At 69.1% G+C, this 19711-nt stretch carries 19 protein-coding genes; 12 read left to right on the top strand and 7 right to left on the bottom strand.

Features of this window, described 5'->3' with window-relative positions; translation table 11 throughout:
• Window positions 1–30 precede the first annotated feature (30 nt).
• Together pta and ACFU5M_RS14135 are read left to right on the top strand one after the other, a co-directional pair.
• Window positions 31–2103 (top strand): phosphate acetyltransferase, encoded by a 2073-nt coding sequence (gene pta, locus ACFU5M_RS14140; RefSeq protein WP_379048887.1) that lies wholly within the window; start codon window positions 31–33, stop codon window positions 2101–2103.
• Window positions 2104–2194: 91 nt separating this feature from the next.
• Window positions 2195–3406: an acetate kinase gene (locus ACFU5M_RS14135; RefSeq protein ID WP_379048855.1), complete on the top strand. Its 1212-nt coding sequence runs from the start codon at window positions 2195–2197 to the stop codon at window positions 3404–3406.
• On the opposite strand, the gene ACFU5M_RS14130 is transcribed toward ACFU5M_RS14135, so the two are convergent.
• Genes ACFU5M_RS14130 through ACFU5M_RS14120 form a run of 3 tightly spaced genes read right to left on the bottom strand, consistent with a single transcriptional unit; the run spans window position 3403 to window position 8328 of the window.
• Window positions 3403–5958, bottom strand: coding sequence for a serine/threonine-protein kinase PknG (locus tag ACFU5M_RS14130; protein WP_379048854.1), 2556 nt, complete (start codon window positions 5956–5958; stop codon window positions 3403–3405). The two genes, ACFU5M_RS14135 and ACFU5M_RS14130, sit on opposite strands and share 4 nt — an antisense overlap.
• Before the next feature lie 7 nt (window positions 5959–5965).
• Window positions 5966–6949 carry a glutamate ABC transporter substrate-binding protein gene (locus ACFU5M_RS14125; RefSeq protein WP_379048853.1) on the bottom strand — a complete coding sequence of 328 codons (984 nt, stop codon included), beginning with the start codon at window positions 6947–6949 and terminating at the stop codon, window positions 5966–5968.
• Window positions 6946–8328: a hypothetical protein gene (locus ACFU5M_RS14120; RefSeq protein ID WP_379048852.1), complete on the bottom strand. Its 1383-nt coding sequence runs from the start codon at window positions 8326–8328 to the stop codon at window positions 6946–6948. Before ACFU5M_RS14120 ends, ACFU5M_RS14125 begins: the two co-directional genes overlap by 4 nt.
• A gap of 183 nt (window positions 8329–8511) precedes the next feature.
• Between ACFU5M_RS14120 and ACFU5M_RS14115 the strand changes: the two genes are divergently transcribed.
• The gene (locus tag ACFU5M_RS14115; protein WP_379048851.1) at window positions 8512–9204 is read left to right on the top strand and encodes an NUDIX domain-containing protein; all 693 of its coding nucleotides are present in this window, start codon (window positions 8512–8514) and stop codon (window positions 9202–9204) included.
• 9 nt (window positions 9205–9213) lie between these two features.
• Here the strand turns inward: ACFU5M_RS14115 and thiE are convergent, their stop codons facing one another.
• On the bottom strand, window positions 9214–9912 hold the full coding sequence (gene thiE, locus ACFU5M_RS14110; protein WP_379048850.1) for a thiamine phosphate synthase: 699 nt from the start codon (window positions 9910–9912) through the stop codon (window positions 9214–9216).
• Between the two features lie 57 nt (window positions 9913–9969).
• Here thiE and thiO point away from each other — a divergent pair, with 57 nt between their 5' ends.
• From thiO to ACFU5M_RS14095, 3 genes are read left to right on the top strand one after another with little or no spacing between them, the layout of a single operon-like run.
• A complete protein-coding gene (gene thiO, locus ACFU5M_RS14105; RefSeq protein ID WP_379048849.1) occupies window positions 9970–11043 on the top strand; it encodes a glycine oxidase ThiO in 1074 nt (357 codons plus the stop codon).
• Window positions 11040–11258 carry a sulfur carrier protein ThiS gene (gene thiS, locus ACFU5M_RS14100; RefSeq protein WP_040870696.1) on the top strand — a complete coding sequence of 73 codons (219 nt, stop codon included), beginning with the start codon at window positions 11040–11042 and terminating at the stop codon, window positions 11256–11258. The genes thiO and thiS overlap by 4 nt, the downstream gene beginning before the upstream one ends.
• A complete protein-coding gene (locus ACFU5M_RS14095; protein ID WP_379048848.1) occupies window positions 11251–12036 on the top strand; it encodes a thiazole synthase in 786 nt (261 codons plus the stop codon). Before thiS ends, ACFU5M_RS14095 begins: the two co-directional genes overlap by 8 nt.
• A gap of 221 nt (window positions 12037–12257) precedes the next feature.
• Here the strand turns inward: ACFU5M_RS14095 and ACFU5M_RS14090 are convergent, their stop codons facing one another.
• Window positions 12258–13244: an aldo/keto reductase gene (locus ACFU5M_RS14090; protein ID WP_379048847.1), complete on the bottom strand. Its 987-nt coding sequence runs from the start codon at window positions 13242–13244 to the stop codon at window positions 12258–12260.
• A 284-nt stretch (window positions 13245–13528) separates the two neighbouring features.
• On the opposite strand from ACFU5M_RS14090, the gene ACFU5M_RS14085 reads away from it, so the two are divergent.
• Both ACFU5M_RS14085 and ACFU5M_RS14080 read left to right on the top strand, forming a co-directional pair.
• Window positions 13529–13888 carry a type II toxin-antitoxin system RelE/ParE family toxin gene (locus tag ACFU5M_RS14085; RefSeq protein WP_379048846.1) on the top strand — a complete coding sequence of 120 codons (360 nt, stop codon included), beginning with the start codon at window positions 13529–13531 and terminating at the stop codon, window positions 13886–13888.
• A 284-nt stretch (window positions 13889–14172) separates the two neighbouring features.
• Window positions 14173–14466 carry a multiprotein-bridging factor 1 family protein gene (locus ACFU5M_RS14080; RefSeq protein WP_379048844.1) on the top strand — a complete coding sequence of 98 codons (294 nt, stop codon included), beginning with the start codon at window positions 14173–14175 and terminating at the stop codon, window positions 14464–14466.
• 106 nt (window positions 14467–14572) lie between these two features.
• Here ACFU5M_RS14080 and ACFU5M_RS14075 read toward each other — a convergent pair whose 3' ends face one another.
• Window positions 14573–15043, bottom strand: coding sequence for a DUF6194 family protein (locus ACFU5M_RS14075; protein ID WP_379048842.1), 471 nt, complete (start codon window positions 15041–15043; stop codon window positions 14573–14575).
• 85 nt (window positions 15044–15128) lie between these two features.
• Between ACFU5M_RS14075 and ACFU5M_RS14070 the strand changes: the two genes are divergently transcribed.
• Window positions 15129–15824, top strand: a complete 696-nt coding sequence (locus ACFU5M_RS14070) for a MerR family transcriptional regulator (RefSeq protein ID WP_379048886.1) — start codon at window positions 15129–15131, stop codon at window positions 15822–15824.
• Between the two features lie 408 nt (window positions 15825–16232).
• On the opposite strand, the gene ACFU5M_RS14065 is transcribed toward ACFU5M_RS14070, so the two are convergent.
• The gene (locus tag ACFU5M_RS14065) at window positions 16233–16397 is read right to left on the bottom strand and encodes a hypothetical protein (RefSeq protein WP_379048840.1); all 165 of its coding nucleotides are present in this window, start codon (window positions 16395–16397) and stop codon (window positions 16233–16235) included.
• Window positions 16398–16555: 158 nt separating this feature from the next.
• Here ACFU5M_RS14065 and ACFU5M_RS14060 point away from each other — a divergent pair, with 158 nt between their 5' ends.
• The 3 genes from ACFU5M_RS14060 (at window position 16556) to ACFU5M_RS14050 (ending at window position 19632) form a co-directional block, all read left to right on the top strand.
• Complete coding sequence (locus ACFU5M_RS14060; RefSeq protein WP_379048838.1) at window positions 16556–17716, top strand: helix-turn-helix domain-containing protein; 1161 nt, start codon at window positions 16556–16558, stop codon at window positions 17714–17716.
• 138 nt (window positions 17717–17854) lie between these two features.
• Window positions 17855–18871, top strand: coding sequence for an ABC transporter ATP-binding protein (locus tag ACFU5M_RS14055; protein WP_379048836.1), 1017 nt, complete (start codon window positions 17855–17857; stop codon window positions 18869–18871).
• Entirely contained in the window at window positions 18871–19632 is a 762-nt protein-coding gene (locus ACFU5M_RS14050) for an ABC transporter permease (protein WP_379048834.1), read from the top strand. Before ACFU5M_RS14055 ends, ACFU5M_RS14050 begins: the two co-directional genes overlap by 1 nt.
• The last annotated feature ends 79 nt before the right edge of the window (window positions 19633–19711 follow it).

The raw sequence follows: 19711 nt of genomic DNA, 5'->3' as shown, positions 1-19711 counted from the left end.
GGTTGCCCTCGGTTCACTAAGCTCTCGGGCATGGCCGACAACGCTCTATCCGCCGTGTACATCGCCTCCCCCGAAGGCGACACCGGTAAGTCGACGGTGGCCCTCGGGGTGCTGCAGATGCTGTGCGCGACGACCGCGCGAGTCGGCGTATTCCGGCCGATCACGCGCTCGACCACCGAGCCCGACTACATCCTCGAACTGCTGCTCGAGCACAGCACAGCGGATATCGACTACGCGCAGGCGATCGGCACCACCTACGAGCAGGTGCACGCCGACCCGGACGCGGCGATCAGCGAGATCGTGCTCCGCTTCCACGAGGTCGCCAAGGTGTGCGACGCGGTGGTTGTGGTCGGCAGCGACTACACCGACGTGGCGAGCCCGAGCGAACTGCGCTTCAACGCCAGGATCGCGGTCAATCTGGGCGCACCGGTACTGCTGGTGGTCCGCGGCGCCGACCGCAGCCCGGACGAGGTGAAGCAGCTGGCCGACCTGTGCGCGGCCGAACTGGCCCACGAGCACGCGCAGCTGGTCGCCGTCATCGCCAATCGCTGCGAGCCGCAGCGGCTGGACGAGGTGGCCGCGGCGCTGCGCGGCTTCGGCGTCCCCTCTTGGACGCTGCCCGAAGTCCCGCTGCTGATCGCGCCCACCATGGCCGAGCTGTGCGCCGCCATCGGCGGCGAAATGTACAGCGGCGATCCGGAATTGCTGCACCGTGAGGCGCTGAAGATCATGGTCGGCGGCATGACGGCGGAGCACATCCTGGAACGGCTGGTCGAGGGCGTGGTGGTGATCGCGCCGGGCGATCGGTCGGACGTGCTGCTCAGCGTCGTGAACGCGCACGAGGCGGAGGGCTTTCCGTCGCTGTCGGGCATCATCATGAACGGCGGCCTGCTGCCGCATCCCGCGGTGGCGCGGCTGATGACCGGACTCAAGCCCAAGCTGCCGATCCTCACCACCGAACTCGGCACCTACGACACGGCAGGCGCGGCCTACCGCACCCGCGGCCGGATGTCCGCGGGCAACCCGCGCAAGGTCGATACCGCGCTGGCGCTGATGGAGGAACGCGTGGACGCCGCCGAGTTGTTGCGGCGCATCGATGTTCCGCCGAGTCCGGTGGTGACGCCGCAGATGTTCGAATACCAGCTCATCGAGCGCGCACGAGCCGATCGCAAGCGCATCGTGCTGCCCGAAGGCGACGACGACCGCATCCTGCGCGCGGCGGGACGGGTGTTGCAGCGCAAGATCGCCGATCTGGTCATCCTGGGCGACGAGCCGACCGTGCGGGCCCGCGCGGCCGAACTCGGGGTGGACATCTCCGCCGCGCAAGTGCTCGATCCACGCACCTCCGGCTACCTGGACGAGTTCGCCGCCGAATACGCCGAACTGCGCAAACACAAGGGCATGACGGTGGAGCGGGCCCGCGAAACCGTCGCCGACATCTCGTATTTCGGCACCATGATGGTGTACAAGGGGATCGCCGACGGCATGGTCTCCGGCGCGGCGCACACCACGGCGCACACCATCCGGCCGTCGCTGGAGATCATCAAGACGGTGGAAGGCGTCTCCACCGTCTCCAGCGTGTTCCTCATGTGCCTGGCCGACCGGGTGCTCGCCTACGGCGACTGCGCGGTGGTGCCGGACCCGACGGCGCGGCAACTGGCCGATATCGCGATCTCGTCCGCGGCGACCGCCGACCGCTTCGGCATCGAGCCCCGGGTCGCGATGCTGTCGTATTCGACCGGCGAATCGGGCAGCGGGGCCGACGTGGACAAGGTGCGCGTGGCGACCAAGCTGGCGCGAGAACGCGCGCCGGAGCTGCCGGTGGAGGGGCCGATCCAATACGACGCTGCGATCGAGCCGACCGTCGCCGACGCCAAGCTGCCCGATTCGGAAGTCGCGGGCCGCGCCACGGTATTCGTGTTTCCCGACCTCAATACCGGCAACAACACCTATAAGGCGGTGCAGCGCAGCGCGGGTGCGATCGCGATCGGACCGGTGTTGCAAGGTCTGCGCAAGCCGGTCAACGACCTGTCGCGCGGCGCACTGGTGGCCGACATCGTCAACACCGTGGCGATCACCGCCATCCAGGCGCAGGAGAGTTGATGCGTGCGCGCACCGTCGCGGCGCGCGACGAGCGCGTCGTGATCGTGGTTGCCGAGCGCGCGCGGCGGGCTCGCGGAATGCGGGAGGTTCGATGAGCAAGACGGCCGAGGGCATGGTGCTGGTGATCAACTCCGGCTCCTCATCCATCAAATATCAACTCCTGGATCCCGATTCGGGCGTGGTGGCGGCCTCCGGCATGGTCGAGCGGATCGGCGAGGACGAGGGCGGGCTCGAGCATCGCGCCGACGGCGACACCACCGAGCGCCGCGAGCCGATCGCCGACCACGCCGCCGGGTTGCGGCTGGTCTTCGACACCTTCGCCGCGACGGGCCATGACCTGGTACGCGAGGGCGTGCGTGCGGTCGGGCACCGGGTGGTGCACGGCGGCGAGGTGTTCTACCGGCCCACCCTGATCGACGACGACGTGGTGGCCTCGATCTCCGAACTCGCCGCGCTGGCGCCGCTGCACAATCCGGCCAACGTGGCCGGGATCGAGAGCGCGCGGGCGCTGTTGCCGGAAGTGCCGCAGGTCGCGGTGTTCGACACGGCGTTCTTCCACGGCTTGCCTGCCGCCGCGAAGACCTACGCCATCGACGCCGAGGTGGCTGCCGCGCACGGCATCCGGAAGTACGGCTTCCACGGCACCTCGCACGAGTACGTGTCCGGCCGTGCGGCCGAGCTGCTCGGGCGCGACCCCGCCGAGCTGAACCAGATCGTCTTCCATCTCGGCAACGGCGCGTCGGCGTCGGCCATCCGCGGCGGGCAACCGGTCGACACCAGCATGGGCCTCACCCCGCTGGAAGGGCTGGTGATGGGCACCAGGTCCGGTGATCTCGATCCCGGCATCGTCGCGCATCTGGCACGTTCGGCACACCTGGACATCGACCAGATCGACACCCTGCTCAACCGGGATTCCGGAATCAAGGGCCTGTCCGGCGTGAACGATTTCCGTGAACTGCGGCGGCGCATCGCGAGCGGCGACGAGGCCGCGGAACTGGCCTACGACGTGTACATCCATCGGCTGCGGCGCTACCTCGGGGCATATCTGATCGAACTCGGCGGGGTCGACGCGATCACCTTCACCGCCGGCGTCGGGGAGAACAGCCCGCAGGTGCGCGCCGATGCCTTGGCCGGGCTCAGCCGGTTCGGCATCGAAGTCGATCCGGTGGCCAACACCGCGGAAAGCCGTGCCGCGCGGTTGATCTCCCCGTCCGGCGCGCCGGTCGCGGTGCTCGTGGTGCCGACCAACGAGGAACTGGCCATCGCCCGCGCCGCTCGGCACCTGGTCGGGCGGCTGGGTTAGATCCAGGTCTTCGCGCGGATCGCGTTGGCCAGGTCGACGAGCGCGTAGCGATGCTTGCGATCGGGCGCTCCACGGGCCAGGGAGCGCAGCCCCGCCTCGGTGCCTGCCCTGAGTTCGCGTTCGGTGAACGGCGCGCCGAACAGCGTGGCATCGGGACGCTTGGGCCTGTTGCCCGCTTGCAGCCATGCCAAGGCCGCGCCGAGCACCAGCACCCGCATCTGCACCGCACGACTCTCGCCCGCGGGCAGGCCCAGCACCCGCGACGCCGAGATGTGCAGGGTGGCCTCGTCGAGATCGGCTACCGGCGCGGCCGTGAGCATGAACAGCACGGCGGTCATCCGCGCGGTGGTGAAATGCCGCGAGGCTGCGGGCACCGCGTCCAGCGCCCGCACGGCCTCGTCCACCCGGCCGTCCGTGGCCAGCTGCCTGGCCAGCCCGAAGGCAGCGCTCACCACTGTGCGGTCGGTGCGCCAGACGGTCTCGTAAGCCTTCTCGGCATAGGCGCGCCATTGTTCGGGATCCGGCGAATCCCAGTGCTGGAGAATGAGTTCGGCCGTGGCGGCGAGCGCGAGCTGAGGAGCCAGCTCGCCGGGGAGCACGCGGAGGACCTCGTCGAAATTCGTGAAGGCGCGCTCGTACTCCCGATCGAGCAATTCGGCCATACCGCGATACCAGCTCACCCGCCACTCCCGTTCGGGCAACCGCGCGAGCAGGTCCAGGACAGTGGCGGACTCCCGCAGATCGAGCCGCACGCGTGCCTCGGCGAGGCTGAGCTCCAGATCGAGCGTCTCCGGGGCGTTGCCGGGATCGACCTCGGCCCGGTCGCGAGCGTCCCGCAGCGCCTCCAGCGCGTGGTCCGGTTCGGGATGCACCGCGGCCGAGAGTAGAGGCGCGGACGGATCGGCCGGATCGAGCAGCGGGATCGGCAATCCCGCCACCACGTCACGGGCGTCGAGCATGCTGCTGCGCGGTCTGCCGTCGGTGTAGGCGTCGGTCTGGCTGATCAGCTCCTCGGTGCCGAAACTGGTTCGCGGCGGAGTGAAGACGGTGGACAGCTGCGGATGCTCGGTGTCGGTCTCCAGCGCGAGGACCTCCCGCAGCACGCCCGACAACTGCGCGGACATCGCGCGGGCGGAGGGGAAACGCCGCCGTGGGTCCGGGTCGGTGGCGCAGAGCAGCAGACGGTGGAAGAACTCGTAGCGCGCGAGCACCGTTTCGTCGGCGGGATCGGGCAGCCCGTCGAGGTAACGTCCGTGCTCCGAGGGCATGTGCAGAGTCAGCACGGCCAGCGTGCGACCCACGGTGTAGATGTCGGAAGCGACGGTCGGACCGGTCCGCGCGATCTCCGGCGCTTGGAACCCTCTGGTGCCATAGAGGTTTCCGTATGCCTCGATGGTGGCGACGGCGCCGAGGTCGATCAGCTTGACTTGGTCTTCGGTGACCATGATGTTGTCGGGCTTGAGGTCGTTGTAGGTCAGGCCGGTCGAGTGCAGGTAGTCCAGCGCGGGCAGGATCTCCAGTAGGTAGGCGATGGCCTCGGCGGCCGGCATGCGCTTCGGGCGTTCGTAGGAGTCGAGGATGTCGCGCAGCGACCGGCCGCCCACGTACTCCATGACGATGTAGCCGACCGGAATGCCGTCGGCGCCGGCGTGCTCGACGAAGTTGTAGATCTTGACGATGCTCGGGTGCGCCACCTCGGCCAGGAATTGACGTTCGGCCATGGCCACTGCCTGCGCCTCGCCGTCACCGGCGTGCAGCAGGCCCTTCAGCACAACCCAGCGGTCGCTGACATTGCGATCGATCGCCAGGTAGATCCAGCCGAGTCCGCCATGCGCGATACACCCCTGCACCTCGTACTGGCCCGCGACCATGTCGCCCGCGTGCAGCGTGGGGCGGAAGTCGAAGGGCGCCTCGCAGGTCGCGCAGGTGCCCGCGGTGGTCGCGGGTCGGCTCGCCGTCGCCCGGCCGACCGGTTTGCCGCAGCGCCAGCAGAATCGCCTGCCCTCGGAGACCACCGCGTCGGTGAGGACGGCGTCGCGGGGATCGGCGGGCGTCACCGTCGGGATCGGCACCAGTCCCGCGCCGAGCCGCCGCACCGCCGGACGGGTGCGCGCGGTGCGGACGCTGCGTCCGGAAGTGCGCGACGACGTGGGTTCGGATGTGGTGCGGCGTGTTTCGTCGTGTCCGGTCACCGGCTGGTCACGCGCCTTCTCCGTGCCCGGGGTTTCGTCCGCCGGTGACTTCTCCGGTCCGGAAGTGTCGCGTGTCCATGCGGCTGTGCCCGATGGCGTTCGGTCGACCGGCGTGTGGGCCGTGGGCTGAACCTCCCCGGCGGCAGACGCTTCCGGATCGGTCGAGCCCCTTCGCCTGCCTGCCGCTGTGGAATGGGCGTCCAGATGCCGTGTGCCCGCGTGGTCTCCGCGCGGCGGTTTCGCCGCCGCGCCCGGACGCCCGGTCGATCCGGTGCACCCGCCATCGAACACCTCGGCCGGGCCGGGCCGCCCCGGGGCGGTTTCGTCCGGGTCGGGCTCGGGGGCGGGCCGCGTGCTCATCGGCCGATCAGTCCTGATAGGTGGGGGCGGGTGGGGCGGGAACGGGGCCGAGGACGGTGAGGTATTTCTGGTACAGCCCGACCCACGTGCCGTCGTTCCGGATACGTTCCAGCGTGCCGTTGACCAACCGGACGAGATCGTCGTTGCCTTTGGTGATGCCGATACCGTACGGCTCTTCGCTGATGCTGCCGCCGACCAGTTCGGTGTACGGGTCCTGCGCGGCCAGGCCGGCCAGGACGGCGTCGTCGGTGCTCACCGCGTCGACCTGGCGCTGTTGCAAGACGACCAGGCAATCGGCCCAGCTCGGTACGGTGAGGATGGTCGCGGCGGGCTGGTCGCGGCGCATGTGCTCCAGCGACGTGGTGCCGGAGACGATGCACACCCGCCGCCCCGCCAGATCGGCCAGACTCCGGATCCCGGAGTTCTTCACCGCGAGCACTCGCTGGTTCGCGTGCAGGTAGACGGTGGAGAACGTGACCTTCTCGCGCCGCTCACAGGTGATCGTCATGGTTTTGGCGACCAGGTCCACGGTGCGGTTCTGCAACGCGGTCTCGCGTTCGGCGGAACCGAGGCTGCGGAACTCGATCAGATCCGGGCTGCCGAGCAGGTCGCGGGCCACCTCCCTGGCGATGTCGGCGTCGAAGCCGACGATGGCGCCGGAGACCGGGTCACGGTAGCTGAACAGATTGCTGCCGGTGTCCAGGCCGACGAGCAGCCGGCCCCGCGCCCGGATCGCATCGATCGCCGGTCCGCGCGCGCCGGCTCCCGCGCCGGTCGGGCGCAAGCTGGCGGTCGGATCTCCGCAGCGCGGTGTGCCCGGTGGCGGCGGTACCGGCGAATCGGGCAGCACCGGAACAGCTTTGGCGGGAAACGGGGAATCGGTGTACCGCGGCGTCTTGGTCGACACCGGCGCGCTGGAATCGCTCGCACAGCCGCTCGTCAGCGCCACCACGAGGAGGGCGGCCACCAGAATGCCGCGGGCGGTTCTCATCGGTACTCCCGAAGCCGGGGCCATATGCCCAGTCCGACATAGCCTGCCGCCAGGATGCCGAGCACCATCGCTCCCGCTCCCAGAAAGTCCAGGACGCGTGCCGCCTGGGAGATCTCGTCACGCAGCGTATCCCTGGTCGCGGCGATACCTTGCTCGAGCGAACGGTCCAGCGCCTCCACCTGCACGGTGGCGTCGGCCGAGCCGGGACCGGTCGCCACCACGGCCGCGCTGTTGAAATCGCCCTTGGCCAGCGCGTCGTTCATGCGCTGATGCGCCACCCGCCAGCGCGCCAGCGCCGGAACGGCGTTGCGCACCTCGTCCGCCGCGGGCGCGGAACCGGGGTAGTTGCCGATCAGATCGGCCAGCCGTTCGATGTCCGCGTCATAGGTGCGGTCGTAGTCGCCGGTCGCGTCCCGGCGCACCAGTTTCAATGTCTCCGCGGCGCGCGCCTGCTGCGCCAGAATCCGGCTCTCGGTCAAACGAGAGGAGGGCACCGCGCCGTCGTCGCGGGCGCTGATCATCGACGCCGCCGACACCGAGCCGGCGATCACCGTCCACGCCAGCAGGATCAGCATGGCCACCGACGCGAGCAGCAGGCCTGGATTGAGCACCCGCCGCCAGCGTCGCGCCAGATCCCGCTGCACCCAGACCAGCACGCCGAGGGCGAGGATCAGCAGCCCGATCGCGGCCCACGGCGGGCGCACGTGGTTGCGCTGCGCGTCGGTGACCGCCGCCGAGCGATGATTGTGCAGTTCCTCGGCCATCGGTAGCAGCGTCGTCTGCATCTGGTTGGACGCTTCACTCAGATACGCGGCGCCGACCGGATATCCGCTGCGATTGTTCGTCCGTGCGGTTTCCACCAGACCTGAGTACACCGGCAGGCCGGTGACTATGCCGGTGCGCAGCCGGGCATCCGGATCGATCGCCGCTCCGGGTCCGACGGCACGGTCGGATTGGGTCACCAATTCCGCGGCCGCTTCGCCCAGCGCCTGCGTGTAGCGATCCCGCACCGCCTGCGGCTCCAGCCCGCCCGCGATGAAGGCGGTGCTGGCGGCGGCGTCGGCGATCGACAGCGAGGTGTAGAGCCGATGCGCGGAGTCGGCGTCCGGTTCGGTGTCGTAGAGCAGCACATCCAGGCTCTGCTGCCGGTCACCGACCGTCGCGGCGGTCATCGAGCCCGCGGCCAGGCACAATCCGATCAGCAGCAGACCGAGCGCGATCAGCCGTCCGGGTGAGGAATTGGCGAACGAGCGCAGGTTGGACAGGTCGAGACGTTCGCGCACCACCGCGACGCTCAGCCCGCCCGGATCGTCCCGACCGGCGGGCTCGGGCACGGACGATGGCCGGAGTTCGGCCGTCGTCGGCTCGGAGCTAGCCATGTCCACCTCCCCAGTTTGATCCGCGTACGCGGATTTCTCGACGGTTGGACCGAAGATCCGATCGACCCGTGCGTGTTGGTGCGGAGTTTATTGTGGTCGTACGGGAGCCGCGGTGTGTGAAACACCCTCGGTTGGGAGGAAACGGTGGTGGGCGCCGCCGTGGCTGGACGAGGATGGTACGAGATGCGTGGTGACGGTGACGGTTGGTCGCGGGGTCCGGACGGACTGCGGCACTGGGGTCGCTTCGGCGCCGCCGGACTTCTCCTGCGCGCTCCACTGGCCGAGGGCGGTTCGGCGGTGCTGCTGCAACACCGCGCTCCGTGGAGTCATCAAGGCGGGACCTGGGCGTTGCCCGGCGGAGCCCGCGACAGCCATGAGACGCCCGTCCACGCGGCGGTCCGCGAGGCTTGGGAGGAGACGGGCATCGACCCCGCCGACGTCCGGGTGCGCGGCGAGCGGGTGACGGCGTCCGCCCTGAGCGGCTGGACCTACACGACGGTCGTCGCCGACGCCGTGATGACGCTCCCGACCACCGGGAATCGCGAGAGCACCGAGTTGGCCTGGGTTCCCGAGAACGAGGTCGACGCCCGTCCGCTGCATCCGGGTTTCGCCGCGTCCTGGCCCACCCTGCGCGCCGCGCCCGCGCGGGTGCTGCTCGCCGAGATCGCCGACGACGGAGCCGTCGCCGCCGCGCTGCCGCGCACGCTCGACCTCGCCGACCTCGGTTTCGTCTGGCTGCATTCGGATCCGGCCGGGCCCGGCGATTACGCCAGGATCGTCGACGAGCCGGGCGCGCAGGTCACCGAGCCTGCCTCGACCGGAAGCACGGCGGTGGAGACCGCGCTTTCGTTCACCCGCGGGCAGGTGCTTTCTTGACCGCGTCGCTCACGCGTTCGCCAGCAGCGCCGTCTTCAGCTCGCGCGCCGCGGCTTCCGGATCACGCGCCTCGGTGATCGCACGCACCACCACGACCCGTTTCGCTCCGGCTTCCAGCACGTGCGCGAGGTTCTCGGCGTTGATCCCGCCGATCGCGAACCAAGGCCGGGTGGGATGGGCCTCCGCGGTGGAGCGGATCAGTTCCGGGCCCGCCGCCTGCCTGCCGGGTTTGGTCGGGGTCGCCCAGATCGGGCCGGTGCAGAAGTAATCGATGTGCTCGTCGATCGCGGCGAGCCCGGCCTGCGCGCGATTGTGTGTGGATCGTCCGATCACCACGTCGGGCCCGAGGATCCGGCGCGCGTACCAGGGCGGGAGGTCGCCTTGCCCGAGGTGCAGCACGTCGGCGCTCGCGGCCAGGGCGATATCGGCGCGATCGTTCACCGCGACCAGCCCGCCGTGCCTGCGCGCGGCGGATTTCAGTTCGGCCAGCGCGCCGAGTTCGGCCCTGGCCTCGAGCGGACCGAACTTCGCTTCGCCCGGTGATCCCTTGTCTCTGAGCTGGATGATGTCGACTCCGCCTGCGAACGCGGCCTCGGCGAACTTCGCCAGATCGCCCTTCTCCCGGCGTGCGTCGGTGCAGAGATACAGCCGCGCGTTCGCCAGACGCTCCCGCGGCGAGGCGGGTCGATTCGGGTGGGAGGGTTGCACGCCTTCGACCGTAGCCGCGCTACCGTGGGGATGCGAAACAGGAGGCAGGTGGATCGGATGCGGACTCTGGCCGTCGTCGGTGGCGGCGCTGTCGGACTCGCCGTGGCCTGGCGGGCCGCCGAGGCCGGTTGGTCGGTCACGCTGCTGGATCCGGCGGTCGCGACGGGGGCTTCCTGGGTGGCCGGTGGCATGCTCGCGCCGCTGTCGGAAGGCTGGCCCGGCGAGGACCGGGTGCTCGAATTCGGCGCCGCGTCGCTGGCCCGCTGGCCCGGCTTCGCCGCCCGGCTCGAAGCCGCGACCGGCGTGTCGGTCTTCGTGGCGGACGAGACCATGACCGTCGCGCTGGACGCGGCCGACGTCGCCGACCTGCGCACCGTGGCCGACTGGGTCGGCAGCCGCGGGCACGAGCTGAGCATGCTGGACCGCGCCGGAGTTCGTGAGCGGGAGCCCGGTCTGGCCCGAACGGTGCGCGCCGCGCTGCTCGCGCCCGCCGAACCCGCGATCGACAACCGCAAGCTGGTCGCCGCACTGCGACAGGCGGCCGAGGCGGCGGGCGTCGTGGTGCGCGCCGAGTCCGTAGAATCGCTGACGGAACTTCCGCACGACCAAGTCGTGCTCGCCGCGGGAGCCGCGTCGGCGGCGTTGTGGCCGGAACTGCCGGTCCGTCCGGTCAAGGGCGAGATCCTGCGCCTGCGGCATCGGCCCGGCGTCGCCCCCGCACCGAACCGGGTGATCCGGGCCCGGGTGCACGGGCGGGCGGTGTACCTGGTGCCGCGCGCCGAGGGCATCGTCGTCGGCGCCACGCAGTACGAAGCGGGTTTCGACACCGCGGTCACCGTCGCGGGCGTTCGCGACCTGATCGCCGACGCCGAGGCGGTGTTCCCCGGCATCGGCGAATACGAACTCGCCGAGGCGAGCGCCGGTTCCCGGCCGGGCAGCCCGGACAACCTGCCGCTGATCGGCCGGCTCACCGACCGGATCGTGGTGGCCACCGGGCACGGCCGCAACGGCATGCTGACCGTGCCGCTCACCGTGGACGCGGTGACCGGCCTGCTCGACGGGGCGGTGCTGCCCGAAGCGGAAGTTGCCGACCCGCAACGCTTTTCGACGACTGTAGGAGGAAGCAGATGACGCTGTCATCCGTCCCCATCGGTGTCACGGTGAACGGTGACGAGCACGAGTTCGCCGAGCCGCTGACCGTGCGCGAGCTGCTGGAACGCCTCGACCTGCCGTGCCGGGGCGTCGCGCTGGCGGTGGACGGCGCGGTCTTCCCCAAGTCGCGCTGGGACGAACCGGTCGGGCGCGGCTGGCAGATCGAGGTGCTGACGGCGGTCCAAGGTGGCTGAGGCTACGACGGAATCCGGGCAGGCCGACGCCCCGCTGCGGATCGCCGACCGGGAGTTCGGTTCCCGTCTGATCATGGGTACCGGCGGCGCGGAGAACCTCGCCGTCCTGGAAGAGGCGCTGATCGCCTCCGGCACCGAGTTGACCACCGTGGCCATGCGGCGCATCGACGCGGCAGGCGGCACCGGCGTGCTCGACCTGCTGAAACGACTGGATATCGCGCCGTTGCCGAACACGGCGGGCTGTCGCACCGCAGCCGAAGCGGTGCTTACCGCGCGGCTGGCGCGCGAGGCGCTGGACACCGACTGGGTGAAGCTCGAGGTGGTCGCCGACGAGCGCACCCTGCTGCCCGACCCGATCGAATTGCTCACCGCCGCAGAACAACTCGTCGACGACGGGTTCGTCGTGCTGCCCTACACCAACGACGACCCGGTGCTGGCCCGCCGCCTGGAGGAGGCGGGCTGCGCGGCGGTGATGCCGCTCGGCGCACCCATCGGCACCGGCCTGGGCATCGGCAACCCGCACAACATCGAGATGATCGTCGCCGACGCGAGAGTTCCGGTCATCCTGGACGCGGGCATCGGCACCGCGAGCGACGCCGCGCTCGCCATGGAACTCGGATGCTCGGCGGTGTTGCTCGCCACGGCCGTGACCAGGGCCCGCCGCCCCGAACTGATGGCCGCCGCGATGGCGGACGCCGTCCGGGCCGGATACGCGGCCCGGCTGGCCGGGCGCATCCCGAAGCGGTTCTGGGCTCAGGCGTCGTCACCCGCACTGTGACGGGAACGCTCGCTTCCGGCTTTTCCGGTCAGTTCCCCGAGGTCGTGAACCGGTCCGGAACGCGACACCCGTTTGTCTCCCCTGCGTAGGTCCCGAATGCCACCCCGCTTGTTTCCAACCGGGCTCCCATGACACCGCCGGGACGCCACTCGATAGGCGAGGCCGGTCCGGGACGCGGCCGTGGGTGACGCCGGTCCCGGCAGCCGGCCGTTGTCGCGACCTCAGCCGTTGACGAAGGTGAGGTTCGTCGCGTCGTAGCGCGTACCCGCGATCTGCTCGGGCGGCGCGGCGGCCTCGATGGCGGCGAGATCCTCGGGGGACAGCTCGATGGCCAGGGCCGCAAGGTTCTCCTCCAGATAGCGCTGCCGCCGCGTGCCGGGGATCGGCACGACGTCCTCGCCGCGGTGCTGCACCCAGGCCAGCGCGAGCTGGCCCGCCGTGACCCCCTTCGCCGCGGCCAGCTCGGTCAGCTTCGCGACTATCGCGAGGTTCCGTTCGAGGTTGCCCTCGGCGAAACGCGGCTGGCTGCGCCGCACGTCGCTCTCCGCCAGACCCTCGACGGAGTTGTACCGGCCGGTCAGGAAGCCGCGCCCGAGCGGGGAGAACGGGACAAGGCCGATGCCGAGTTCCCGGCAGACCGGCGCGATCTCCGCTTCCAGATCGCGGGTCCACAGCGACCACTCGCTCTGCAACGCGGCGATCGGATGCACGGCGTGCGCGCGCCGGATGGTCTGCGCGCCGGCCTCCGACAGCCCGAGGTGGCGCACCTTCCCCGCCTGTACCAGCTCGGCCATCGCTCCGACCGTCTCCTCGATCGGCACCTTCGGGTCCACCCGGTGCAGGTAGTAGAGGTCGATGTGGTCGACCCCGAGCCTGCGCAGCGACGCCTCGCACGCCTGTCGCACGTAGGCGGCGTCGCCGCGGATGTGGGTGGGCTCGCCCAAGCGATTGGCGAAACCGAACTTCGTGGCCAGCACCACCTCGTCACGGCGCTCCGCGATGGCCCGCCCGATCAATTCCTCGTTGTGCCCCGCGCCGTAGAAATCGGCGGTGTCCAACAAGGTCACGCCGAGGTCGAGGGCGTGGTGCAGCGTCGCGATCGACTGCGCGTCGTCCGCGGCGCCGTAAGCGTGACTCATGCCCATGCACCCCAAACCCTGCGCGGAGACCGTGAGTTCGCCGAGCTGCCGAGTGGAAACGTCGATCATGCTGCTACCTCCTGCGTTCGAATCTGTCGTCTCGACGCTAGGTGTTGGAGCGTGCTCCATGTCAACGGGGCAAGAGCGCGTCCCAGGCGGGCGCCGCGGGCGTCTTTCGTGAATTCACAAGAGACGGCGAAGGGACTGGAACGTCGGCGACGAGATGGTCCATACTCCGCATTCCATGGAGCGAGGAGGGTATCCGGCCGGTCGTTGGCCGGGAAGCTTGGCGGAGATATCGTCTTTTAGGTGATCTACCAGCAAGTATCACTTATGTGTGATATGTTGCGGCGGTGTGGTTGTTCGAGATCATCGCTGAACCGGAGGTGGTGGGGTTCTTGCACCGCTTGAAACCCGCCGACCGCGCCCGTGCTGATTTCGCGGCGTCGCTACTAGCGGAGGAGGGTCCCGGCTTGCGGGAGCCCTACAGCAAGCCCTTGGGCGATGGCGTTCTGGAGCTTCGGTTCACTATCTCCGACGGGCAGGCTGTTCGGATCACCTACTGGTTTCCGGGCGGTCCGCTGGTGATCATGCTCACGATGTTCACCAAGACTCAGCGACGAGAAGTCCGCGAGGTCGAGCGGGCAAAGGTAGCGAAGAAGGTATGCGAGGCAGAACACGACAGGACCTATCACAACGTGTTCACATTGTGAGGGAAGGTAATCAGTAAGTTTCCGTGCGCTACAAGCCTCTCGCGCTGGCGATCGCGAGAGGGCTGCATGAACCAAGACGCAGCGCGACCGAGGTACTCCGCACAGGTCGGCGCACTGTGCGGGGCGCTCATCTCAACTGAACAGTCACCTGTCGTGGCCCTGGCAGGCCACCAAAAACATACCGCCACAGAGGATCTCTCCCAGCGCGGCCACGCTGGGAGAGATCACAATGAACCCTCTCAAAGCGTGCCAGCGCTGCGAGAGAGCACCCAGAGGGTAGAAACATGACCAAGCGTATTACGCAGAAGGAGTTCGATCGGCGGAGCGCGGAAGTACGCGCGACACCGGAGTACCAGGCGGCTTACAGGGCCGCGCAACTTGCCTACGAGCTGGGCAAGAAGGTTCGCGAAGCGCGCGAACAGCGAGGGTGGACCCAGACCGAGCTCGCGCGTCGTGCAGGGATGAAACAGCACGCGATCAGCCGGTTCGAAGCCGGTGACAGTGTGCCGACCCTGCAAACCTTGGATCGCATCGCGGCCGCACTGGAGGTCCATCTGAACATTGGTTTCGCCGCCTAGGGCGAGTAGTTCCGATGTGCCTGGTCACGTCCGCTCGAACGGCGCCGGGGCATTCTCGTGCCGCACCGCACGCTGTTCCGTCTACCCGTGCCGCTCGCGGTAGGTGTCAGTCGGGGGTTGGCGCTGTACGTCGTTCGTAGCGTGAGCGCGCGAATTGGTAGGCCGTTTGGAGGAGTTCGCGGGCTGATTCGTTGGTCTGCGCGCCGGGGTTCACCACCGCGAGCCAACCGGCGGAGCCGTAGACGGGGTGGGGGATCACCGTGTCCGTCGCGCTCGGATCGTGCGGGGAGGGTTCGCGAGGGGTGTGGCCGGTCCACCGGATGAAGGCTTCTTTGCCTGCGGCGATGTTGACGCGGAAGGTGTTCGGGCGGTCCAGGCGGGACTCCTCGTCACCGGGGTAGTTCTTCGTGACGATCGTCGCGAAGGGTTGAGTCGCCTTCGGCACGACACCGTCGGGTGAGTAGTAGAAGAACGTGTCGCCCCAGCTGATCTCCGGTGAGCCGTCGCCGGGGCCGGGGCGAAGGATCAGCACTCCCTCGAGGGCGGAGACGAAGTCGATGATGTCGTCGATGGTCATGTGCTCCAGCGTTTCATTAAGGTGCATGTGGAGACTTCGGGCCGGGATATCGAGGATCGATAGCGTGGAAACTCTCAACTCGGGGATGCGCACGGTCGATGTGGCGCGGCGCGCCGGTTACTCGGTGCAGCAGATTCGCAATCTCGAGCGGGACGGGGTGTTGCCTCCGGCGCTGCGCTCGGCAGCGGGCTATCGCCGGTATGGGGAGGTGCACGTGCGGTCCGCGCTGGCATACCGGGCACTGGCGGCGGGGGTCGGTCCGGTGGAGGCCAAGCGGGTCGTCCGCACTGTGCACGACCGCCCGATCGCCGAAGCGCTCGCGCTTCTCGATGCGGCGCACGCGCGGCTCTATCGTGAGCGGACGGACCTCGAGCTGGCGAAACGGGCGGCCGCGGCGATCTCGGCCGAGCCGATCGATGACGTTCGCGCATCGGATTCGATGAGCGTCTCCGAACTCGCCGCCGCGCTGGGCGTACGCCCCTCGACACTGCGGCATTGGGACGCCGAGGGACTCGTGGTTCCCGACCGCGCCACCACACAGGGGACGCGGCGGTACTCACCTGCTCAGGTACGCGATGCCCGGATCGTCCACCAACTCCGCAGCGCCGGATACCGCGTCGACACCCTTCGGGCCTTGATGCCCGACTTGCCGCGCGGCCACCGATCCGGGGATGTCGAAGCCGCCCTCGCGGCGAGGGATGCGAGCATCACGGCTCGCTCCCACGCCCTGCTCGACGCGGCCGCCGCGCTCACCGCCGTCATCGCCCACGCGGCCTCCTGATCTCGGCAGTCGAGTTCACGCGAGGCCGCATCGCAACGATCTCTCGAGCCTTTCGGAAGGCCGACCGCCCAGGATACGAACCTGGATCCCGGTATCGAGCGTGCTGCGTGATCCGAGCACGATCCCCGGTTACGTCGCGCCGCTCCTGCACGTCGCCGAACTGCTGGGCCGCTGGAGTTTCGGTGGGTGTCGTCACGACGTAATCGGCTGGGCTGAGTTACCCGTCGCTCGCTGTGTTGTCCGGCTCACTGCCCGTGCCGCATTCACGGAGCCACCGCTGAGCGGACAGCTTGCGCGGGCACGGCGGGGTGCAGGTGGCATGGAGCTTCAGCAAGCCTTGCGCGTGCTGCTCATCGGCGGGCGAATTGCCGTCCTCGCAATAGTCCTGGATCCATGAACGCCGAGGGGTCACCGCTTGTCCTCGCTCTCGATGCGGTCCATGACTTCACGGAATGGCACCCGCTCGTCCGGGTCGCCGCCAAGCTCGAGTAGCCACGGCAGCACCCAGAACACGATGATCAGCAGTCCGGCGACAGCGGCCATGACGGTAAGGGTGACTGCGAGTTCGGTCACTCCGGAACTCCCTTGCATTGTGGTGTGATTGGCTGGCACCCGGCGCCGAGGATTCGGGGGTCACCCGGCGTCGGGGCCAGCCAGAAACATTCGCGGACGGCAAGATCGCCGAGGGATAGTGAGGGGACAGCGGGCCGCGATCGATCTACCCTCGGGACATGAGCGACAGCGTGGGGCAGCGGATCGCATCCGAACGCAAGATCGCGGGGCTCAGCCAACGGGCGCTCGCATCCCGTGCGGCCTACAGCCTGAGCATGCTGAAGGCAGTCGAGCAGGGACGGGAACCGGCTTCCCCCGGCTTCATCTCGGCGGTAGCGCGTGCTCTACGAATCACCCCGGAGCAATTGACCGGAGCCCCCTACGACGACGGAAAATCGTTGTCGGACGCGGTGAACGAACTGTCGGTGCTGTTGACCGAAGGTCGGTACGCCCGCGCGGTCGAACCAGGTCCGCTGTCGCAGCTCGAGGCCGATTTGTCTGCCGCGCAACTGCTGTACCGCCGTGACCGTACGCGGCAGACCATCGAGGTATTGCCCGGCATCATCCGCCGATTGCACGGTGCCGTGCGGGAACTGTCCGGCGACGAGCAGGCACGCGCCTACACGATGCTGACGGCCGCGTACGTGCTCGCCGAGTGGTCAGCCCGGCGTACTGGACACATGCTGCTTACTCTGCCCGCGCTGGACATGGCCGACAGCTACGCGCCGCTGGCCGATGACGGGAACTGGGGCGCGTTCTCGATCCTGGCCCGCGCACGAGTCCTCACCCATTACGGGGAATCAGAAGTGGCGGGCCAACTCATCGATACCGCCCTATCCGCGGCCGACAACTTCCGTGCAGGGCTGGTGCTGAGTGGCTACTCCCATTTAGCGGCCGCTGTGAACGAAGCCCGGAAACTGAACTACCCAGCCGCTACCGACCACATAGCCGCAGCCGGTGAGATCGGCCAGCGCACCGGAGAGACCGATCTGTACATGACCGCGTTCGGGCCACTGAATGTCGAGATACACGCGCATGCGATCGAGATGGAAGCCGGAGACCCGAACCGAGCCGCGATCGAGGGCGTCGGACTCACCTATTCAGCCGGGGCGCCCCCGACCCGGATCGGGCATCACTGGCAAGACAACGCCCGTGCGTGGTTGATGTCCGGTAAGCCGGACAAGGCCCTGATCGCGTTGAACAAGGCGCGGGCAGCGGCACCACAGCAGACCCGCTTGCATCCGGGGGTGCGGGAGACCGTTCGCGGCATCGCGGCGGCTCAGCGGCGACAGAGCGAGGGCCTGGTGGGATTCGCGTCCTGGCTCGGAACGTCGCTGTAGCCATAGCTGCACCCTCGCCGGAGAACGTCGCGGCGAGGGTTTGCACCCACCCGGACGCCTCTCCCTCATCCTCGAGGATGATCCAACTCGGCACTATTTACCGACGCGCGCGGCCGCGATTTACGGAATGCTGGGCGCATGATCGAACTGAGAGGCCTGACCAAGCACTACGGGCAGACCGTAGCGGTGCAGGATCTGTCCTTCACCGTTCGACCCGGGCAAGTGACGGGGTTCCTCGGACCCAACGGTGCGGGCAAGTCGACCACCATGCGGATGATCCTCGGATTGGACAGGCCCACCGCGGGCACCGCGCTGATCAAGGGCAAGCCGTACCACGAACTGGACCATCCGCTGCGCTCTGTCGGCGCGCTGCTGGATGCCAAGTGGGTGCACCCGAACCGGTCGGCGCGCGCCCATCTGGAGTGGATGGCCGCATCCAACGACATCGCCAAGTCCCGGGTGGAGGAGGTGCTGCGGCTGGTCGGCCTTTCGGAGGTGGCGGGCAAGACCGCGGGGGGCTTCTCGCTGGGCATGTCGCAGCGGCTCGGCCTGGCCGGCGCGCTGCTCGGCGACCCGGAGGTGCTGCTGTTCGACGAGCCGGTGAACGGCCTCGACCCGGAGGGCATCCTGTGGATCCGCCGGTTCATGCAGCGGCTGGCCGCCGAGGGCCGCACGGTGCTGGTCTCCAGCCATCTGCTGTCGGAGATGGCGCAGACCGCCGAGCACCTGGTGGTCATCGGGCGCGGCAAGCTCATCTCGGACTCGACCACCCAGGAGTTCATCGAACGCGCCTCGGAGCAGTCGGTGCGGGTGCGCAGCCCGCAGCTCGATCAGTTGCGCAGCGTGCTCACCTCGAACGGCATGACCGTTCGCGAGGACGGCGCGGGCGCCGACGGCCCCGCGCTCATGGTGGCGAGCGTGACCAGTGACGCGGTCGGCAAGCTGGCCGGCGAGAACGACATCACGCTGTTCGAACTGGCCCCGCAGCGCGCGTCGCTGGAAGAGGCGTTCATGCGGATGACCGGCGGCGCCGTGCAGTACCACGGCGAAGGCTTCGACCCGACGGGAGCGACGGGCCCGGAGGCGGCAGCTCGCGCAACCACGCAGGGCCCCGCGGACGGCGGCCCCTACACAGCGATGGGAGGTGCGCTCTGATGGGCGTGCTGGCAGCGGAACGAATCAAGCTCACCTCCACCAGGTCGCCCTGGTGGTGCTCGGCGATCGTCGTCGCCCTCGCCCTCGGTATGGCCGCGCTGCTCGCCTCGGTGGCGCGCGCGTCCTACGGCAAGGAGGGCGCGATCGACCTGACCGTCTCCACCGCGGTGGCCGGGATCAGCGGCTTCGGCGTGATGGTGCTGATGATCATGGCGACGCTGACCGTGACCAGCGAATATCGCTTCGGCATCATCCGGACGACGTTCCAGGCGACGCCGCATCGGGCCAAGGTCGTCGCGACCAAGGCCGGGTTGGTCGGCGGGTACGGCGCGGTGCTGACCCTCGTCCTGGTGTTCCTCTCCTACCTGGTGGCCAAGGCCCTGAGCGGCCCGGACGCGGGCGCGGCCCTCACACTGTCCAGCCCGGAGGATTGGCGCGAGGTCTACGGCATCCCGATCTACGCGTTCCTGTGCGTGCTGCTCGCGATCGGCGTCGGCGTGCTGGTACGGCAGTCCGCCGCCGCGATCTCGCTGATCGTGCTGTGGCCGCTGCTCATCGAGGGGCTGCTCGGAGCGTTCGGCAGCTTCGGCCGCAATGTCACCCCGTTCCTGCCGTTCGCGAACGCGAACCACTTCTTCAGCGCCGCCGCTTCCACGGCCAACTGGCACTGGGGGCCGTGGGGCAGCCTGTTGTACTTCACGGTCTTCGTCGCGATCGTCTTCGGCGCGGCCTTGGTCGTGGTGAACCAGCGCGACGCTTGATGCGCGCGGGCGAGGCCGCTTGACTACCCGAGTCGCCCTCCCTCGCCACTCGGGTTGGCGGGGCGTCGACCTTGTCGGG

Source organism: Nocardia sp. NPDC057455, assembly GCF_042802775.1.
Taxonomy (GTDB): Bacteria; Actinomycetota; Actinomycetes; order Mycobacteriales; family Mycobacteriaceae; genus Nocardia.
This window is presented reverse-complemented; position numbering and strand designations above follow the sequence as displayed.

Excerpts from the sequence above, each read along its gene's own strand:
- ACFU5M_RS14115 (WP_379048851.1), top strand. The coding sequence starts at position 8,512 with ATGCGTGGTGACGGTGACGGTTGGTCGCGGGGTCCGGACGGACTGCGG.
- ACFU5M_RS14125 (WP_379048853.1), bottom strand. The coding sequence starts at position 6,949 with ATGAGAACCGCCCGCGGCATTCTGGTGGCCGCCCTCCTCGTGGTGGCG.
- ACFU5M_RS14070 (WP_379048886.1), top strand. The coding sequence starts at position 15,129 with ATGCGCACGGTCGATGTGGCGCGGCGCGCCGGTTACTCGGTGCAGCAG.
- ACFU5M_RS14120 (WP_379048852.1), bottom strand. The coding sequence starts at position 8,328 with ATGGCTAGCTCCGAGCCGACGACGGCCGAACTCCGGCCATCGTCCGTG.
- pta (WP_379048887.1), top strand. The coding sequence starts at position 31 with ATGGCCGACAACGCTCTATCCGCCGTGTACATCGCCTCCCCCGAAGGC.
- ACFU5M_RS14130 (WP_379048854.1), bottom strand. The coding sequence starts at position 5,958 with ATGAGCACGCGGCCCGCCCCCGAGCCCGACCCGGACGAAACCGCCCCG.
- thiO (WP_379048849.1), top strand. The coding sequence starts at position 9,970 with ATGCGGACTCTGGCCGTCGTCGGTGGCGGCGCTGTCGGACTCGCCGTG.
- ACFU5M_RS14060 (WP_379048838.1), top strand. The coding sequence starts at position 16,556 with ATGAGCGACAGCGTGGGGCAGCGGATCGCATCCGAACGCAAGATCGCG.
- ACFU5M_RS14090 (WP_379048847.1), bottom strand. The coding sequence starts at position 13,244 with ATGATCGACGTTTCCACTCGGCAGCTCGGCGAACTCACGGTCTCCGCG.
- thiS (WP_040870696.1), top strand. The coding sequence starts at position 11,040 with ATGACGCTGTCATCCGTCCCCATCGGTGTCACGGTGAACGGTGACGAG.
- ACFU5M_RS14080 (WP_379048844.1), top strand. The coding sequence starts at position 14,173 with ATGACCAAGCGTATTACGCAGAAGGAGTTCGATCGGCGGAGCGCGGAA.
- ACFU5M_RS14055 (WP_379048836.1), top strand. The coding sequence starts at position 17,855 with ATGATCGAACTGAGAGGCCTGACCAAGCACTACGGGCAGACCGTAGCG.
- ACFU5M_RS14075 (WP_379048842.1), bottom strand. The coding sequence starts at position 15,043 with ATGACCATCGACGACATCATCGACTTCGTCTCCGCCCTCGAGGGAGTG.
- ACFU5M_RS14135 (WP_379048855.1), top strand. The coding sequence starts at position 2,195 with ATGAGCAAGACGGCCGAGGGCATGGTGCTGGTGATCAACTCCGGCTCC.
- ACFU5M_RS14050 (WP_379048834.1), top strand. The coding sequence starts at position 18,871 with ATGGGCGTGCTGGCAGCGGAACGAATCAAGCTCACCTCCACCAGGTCG.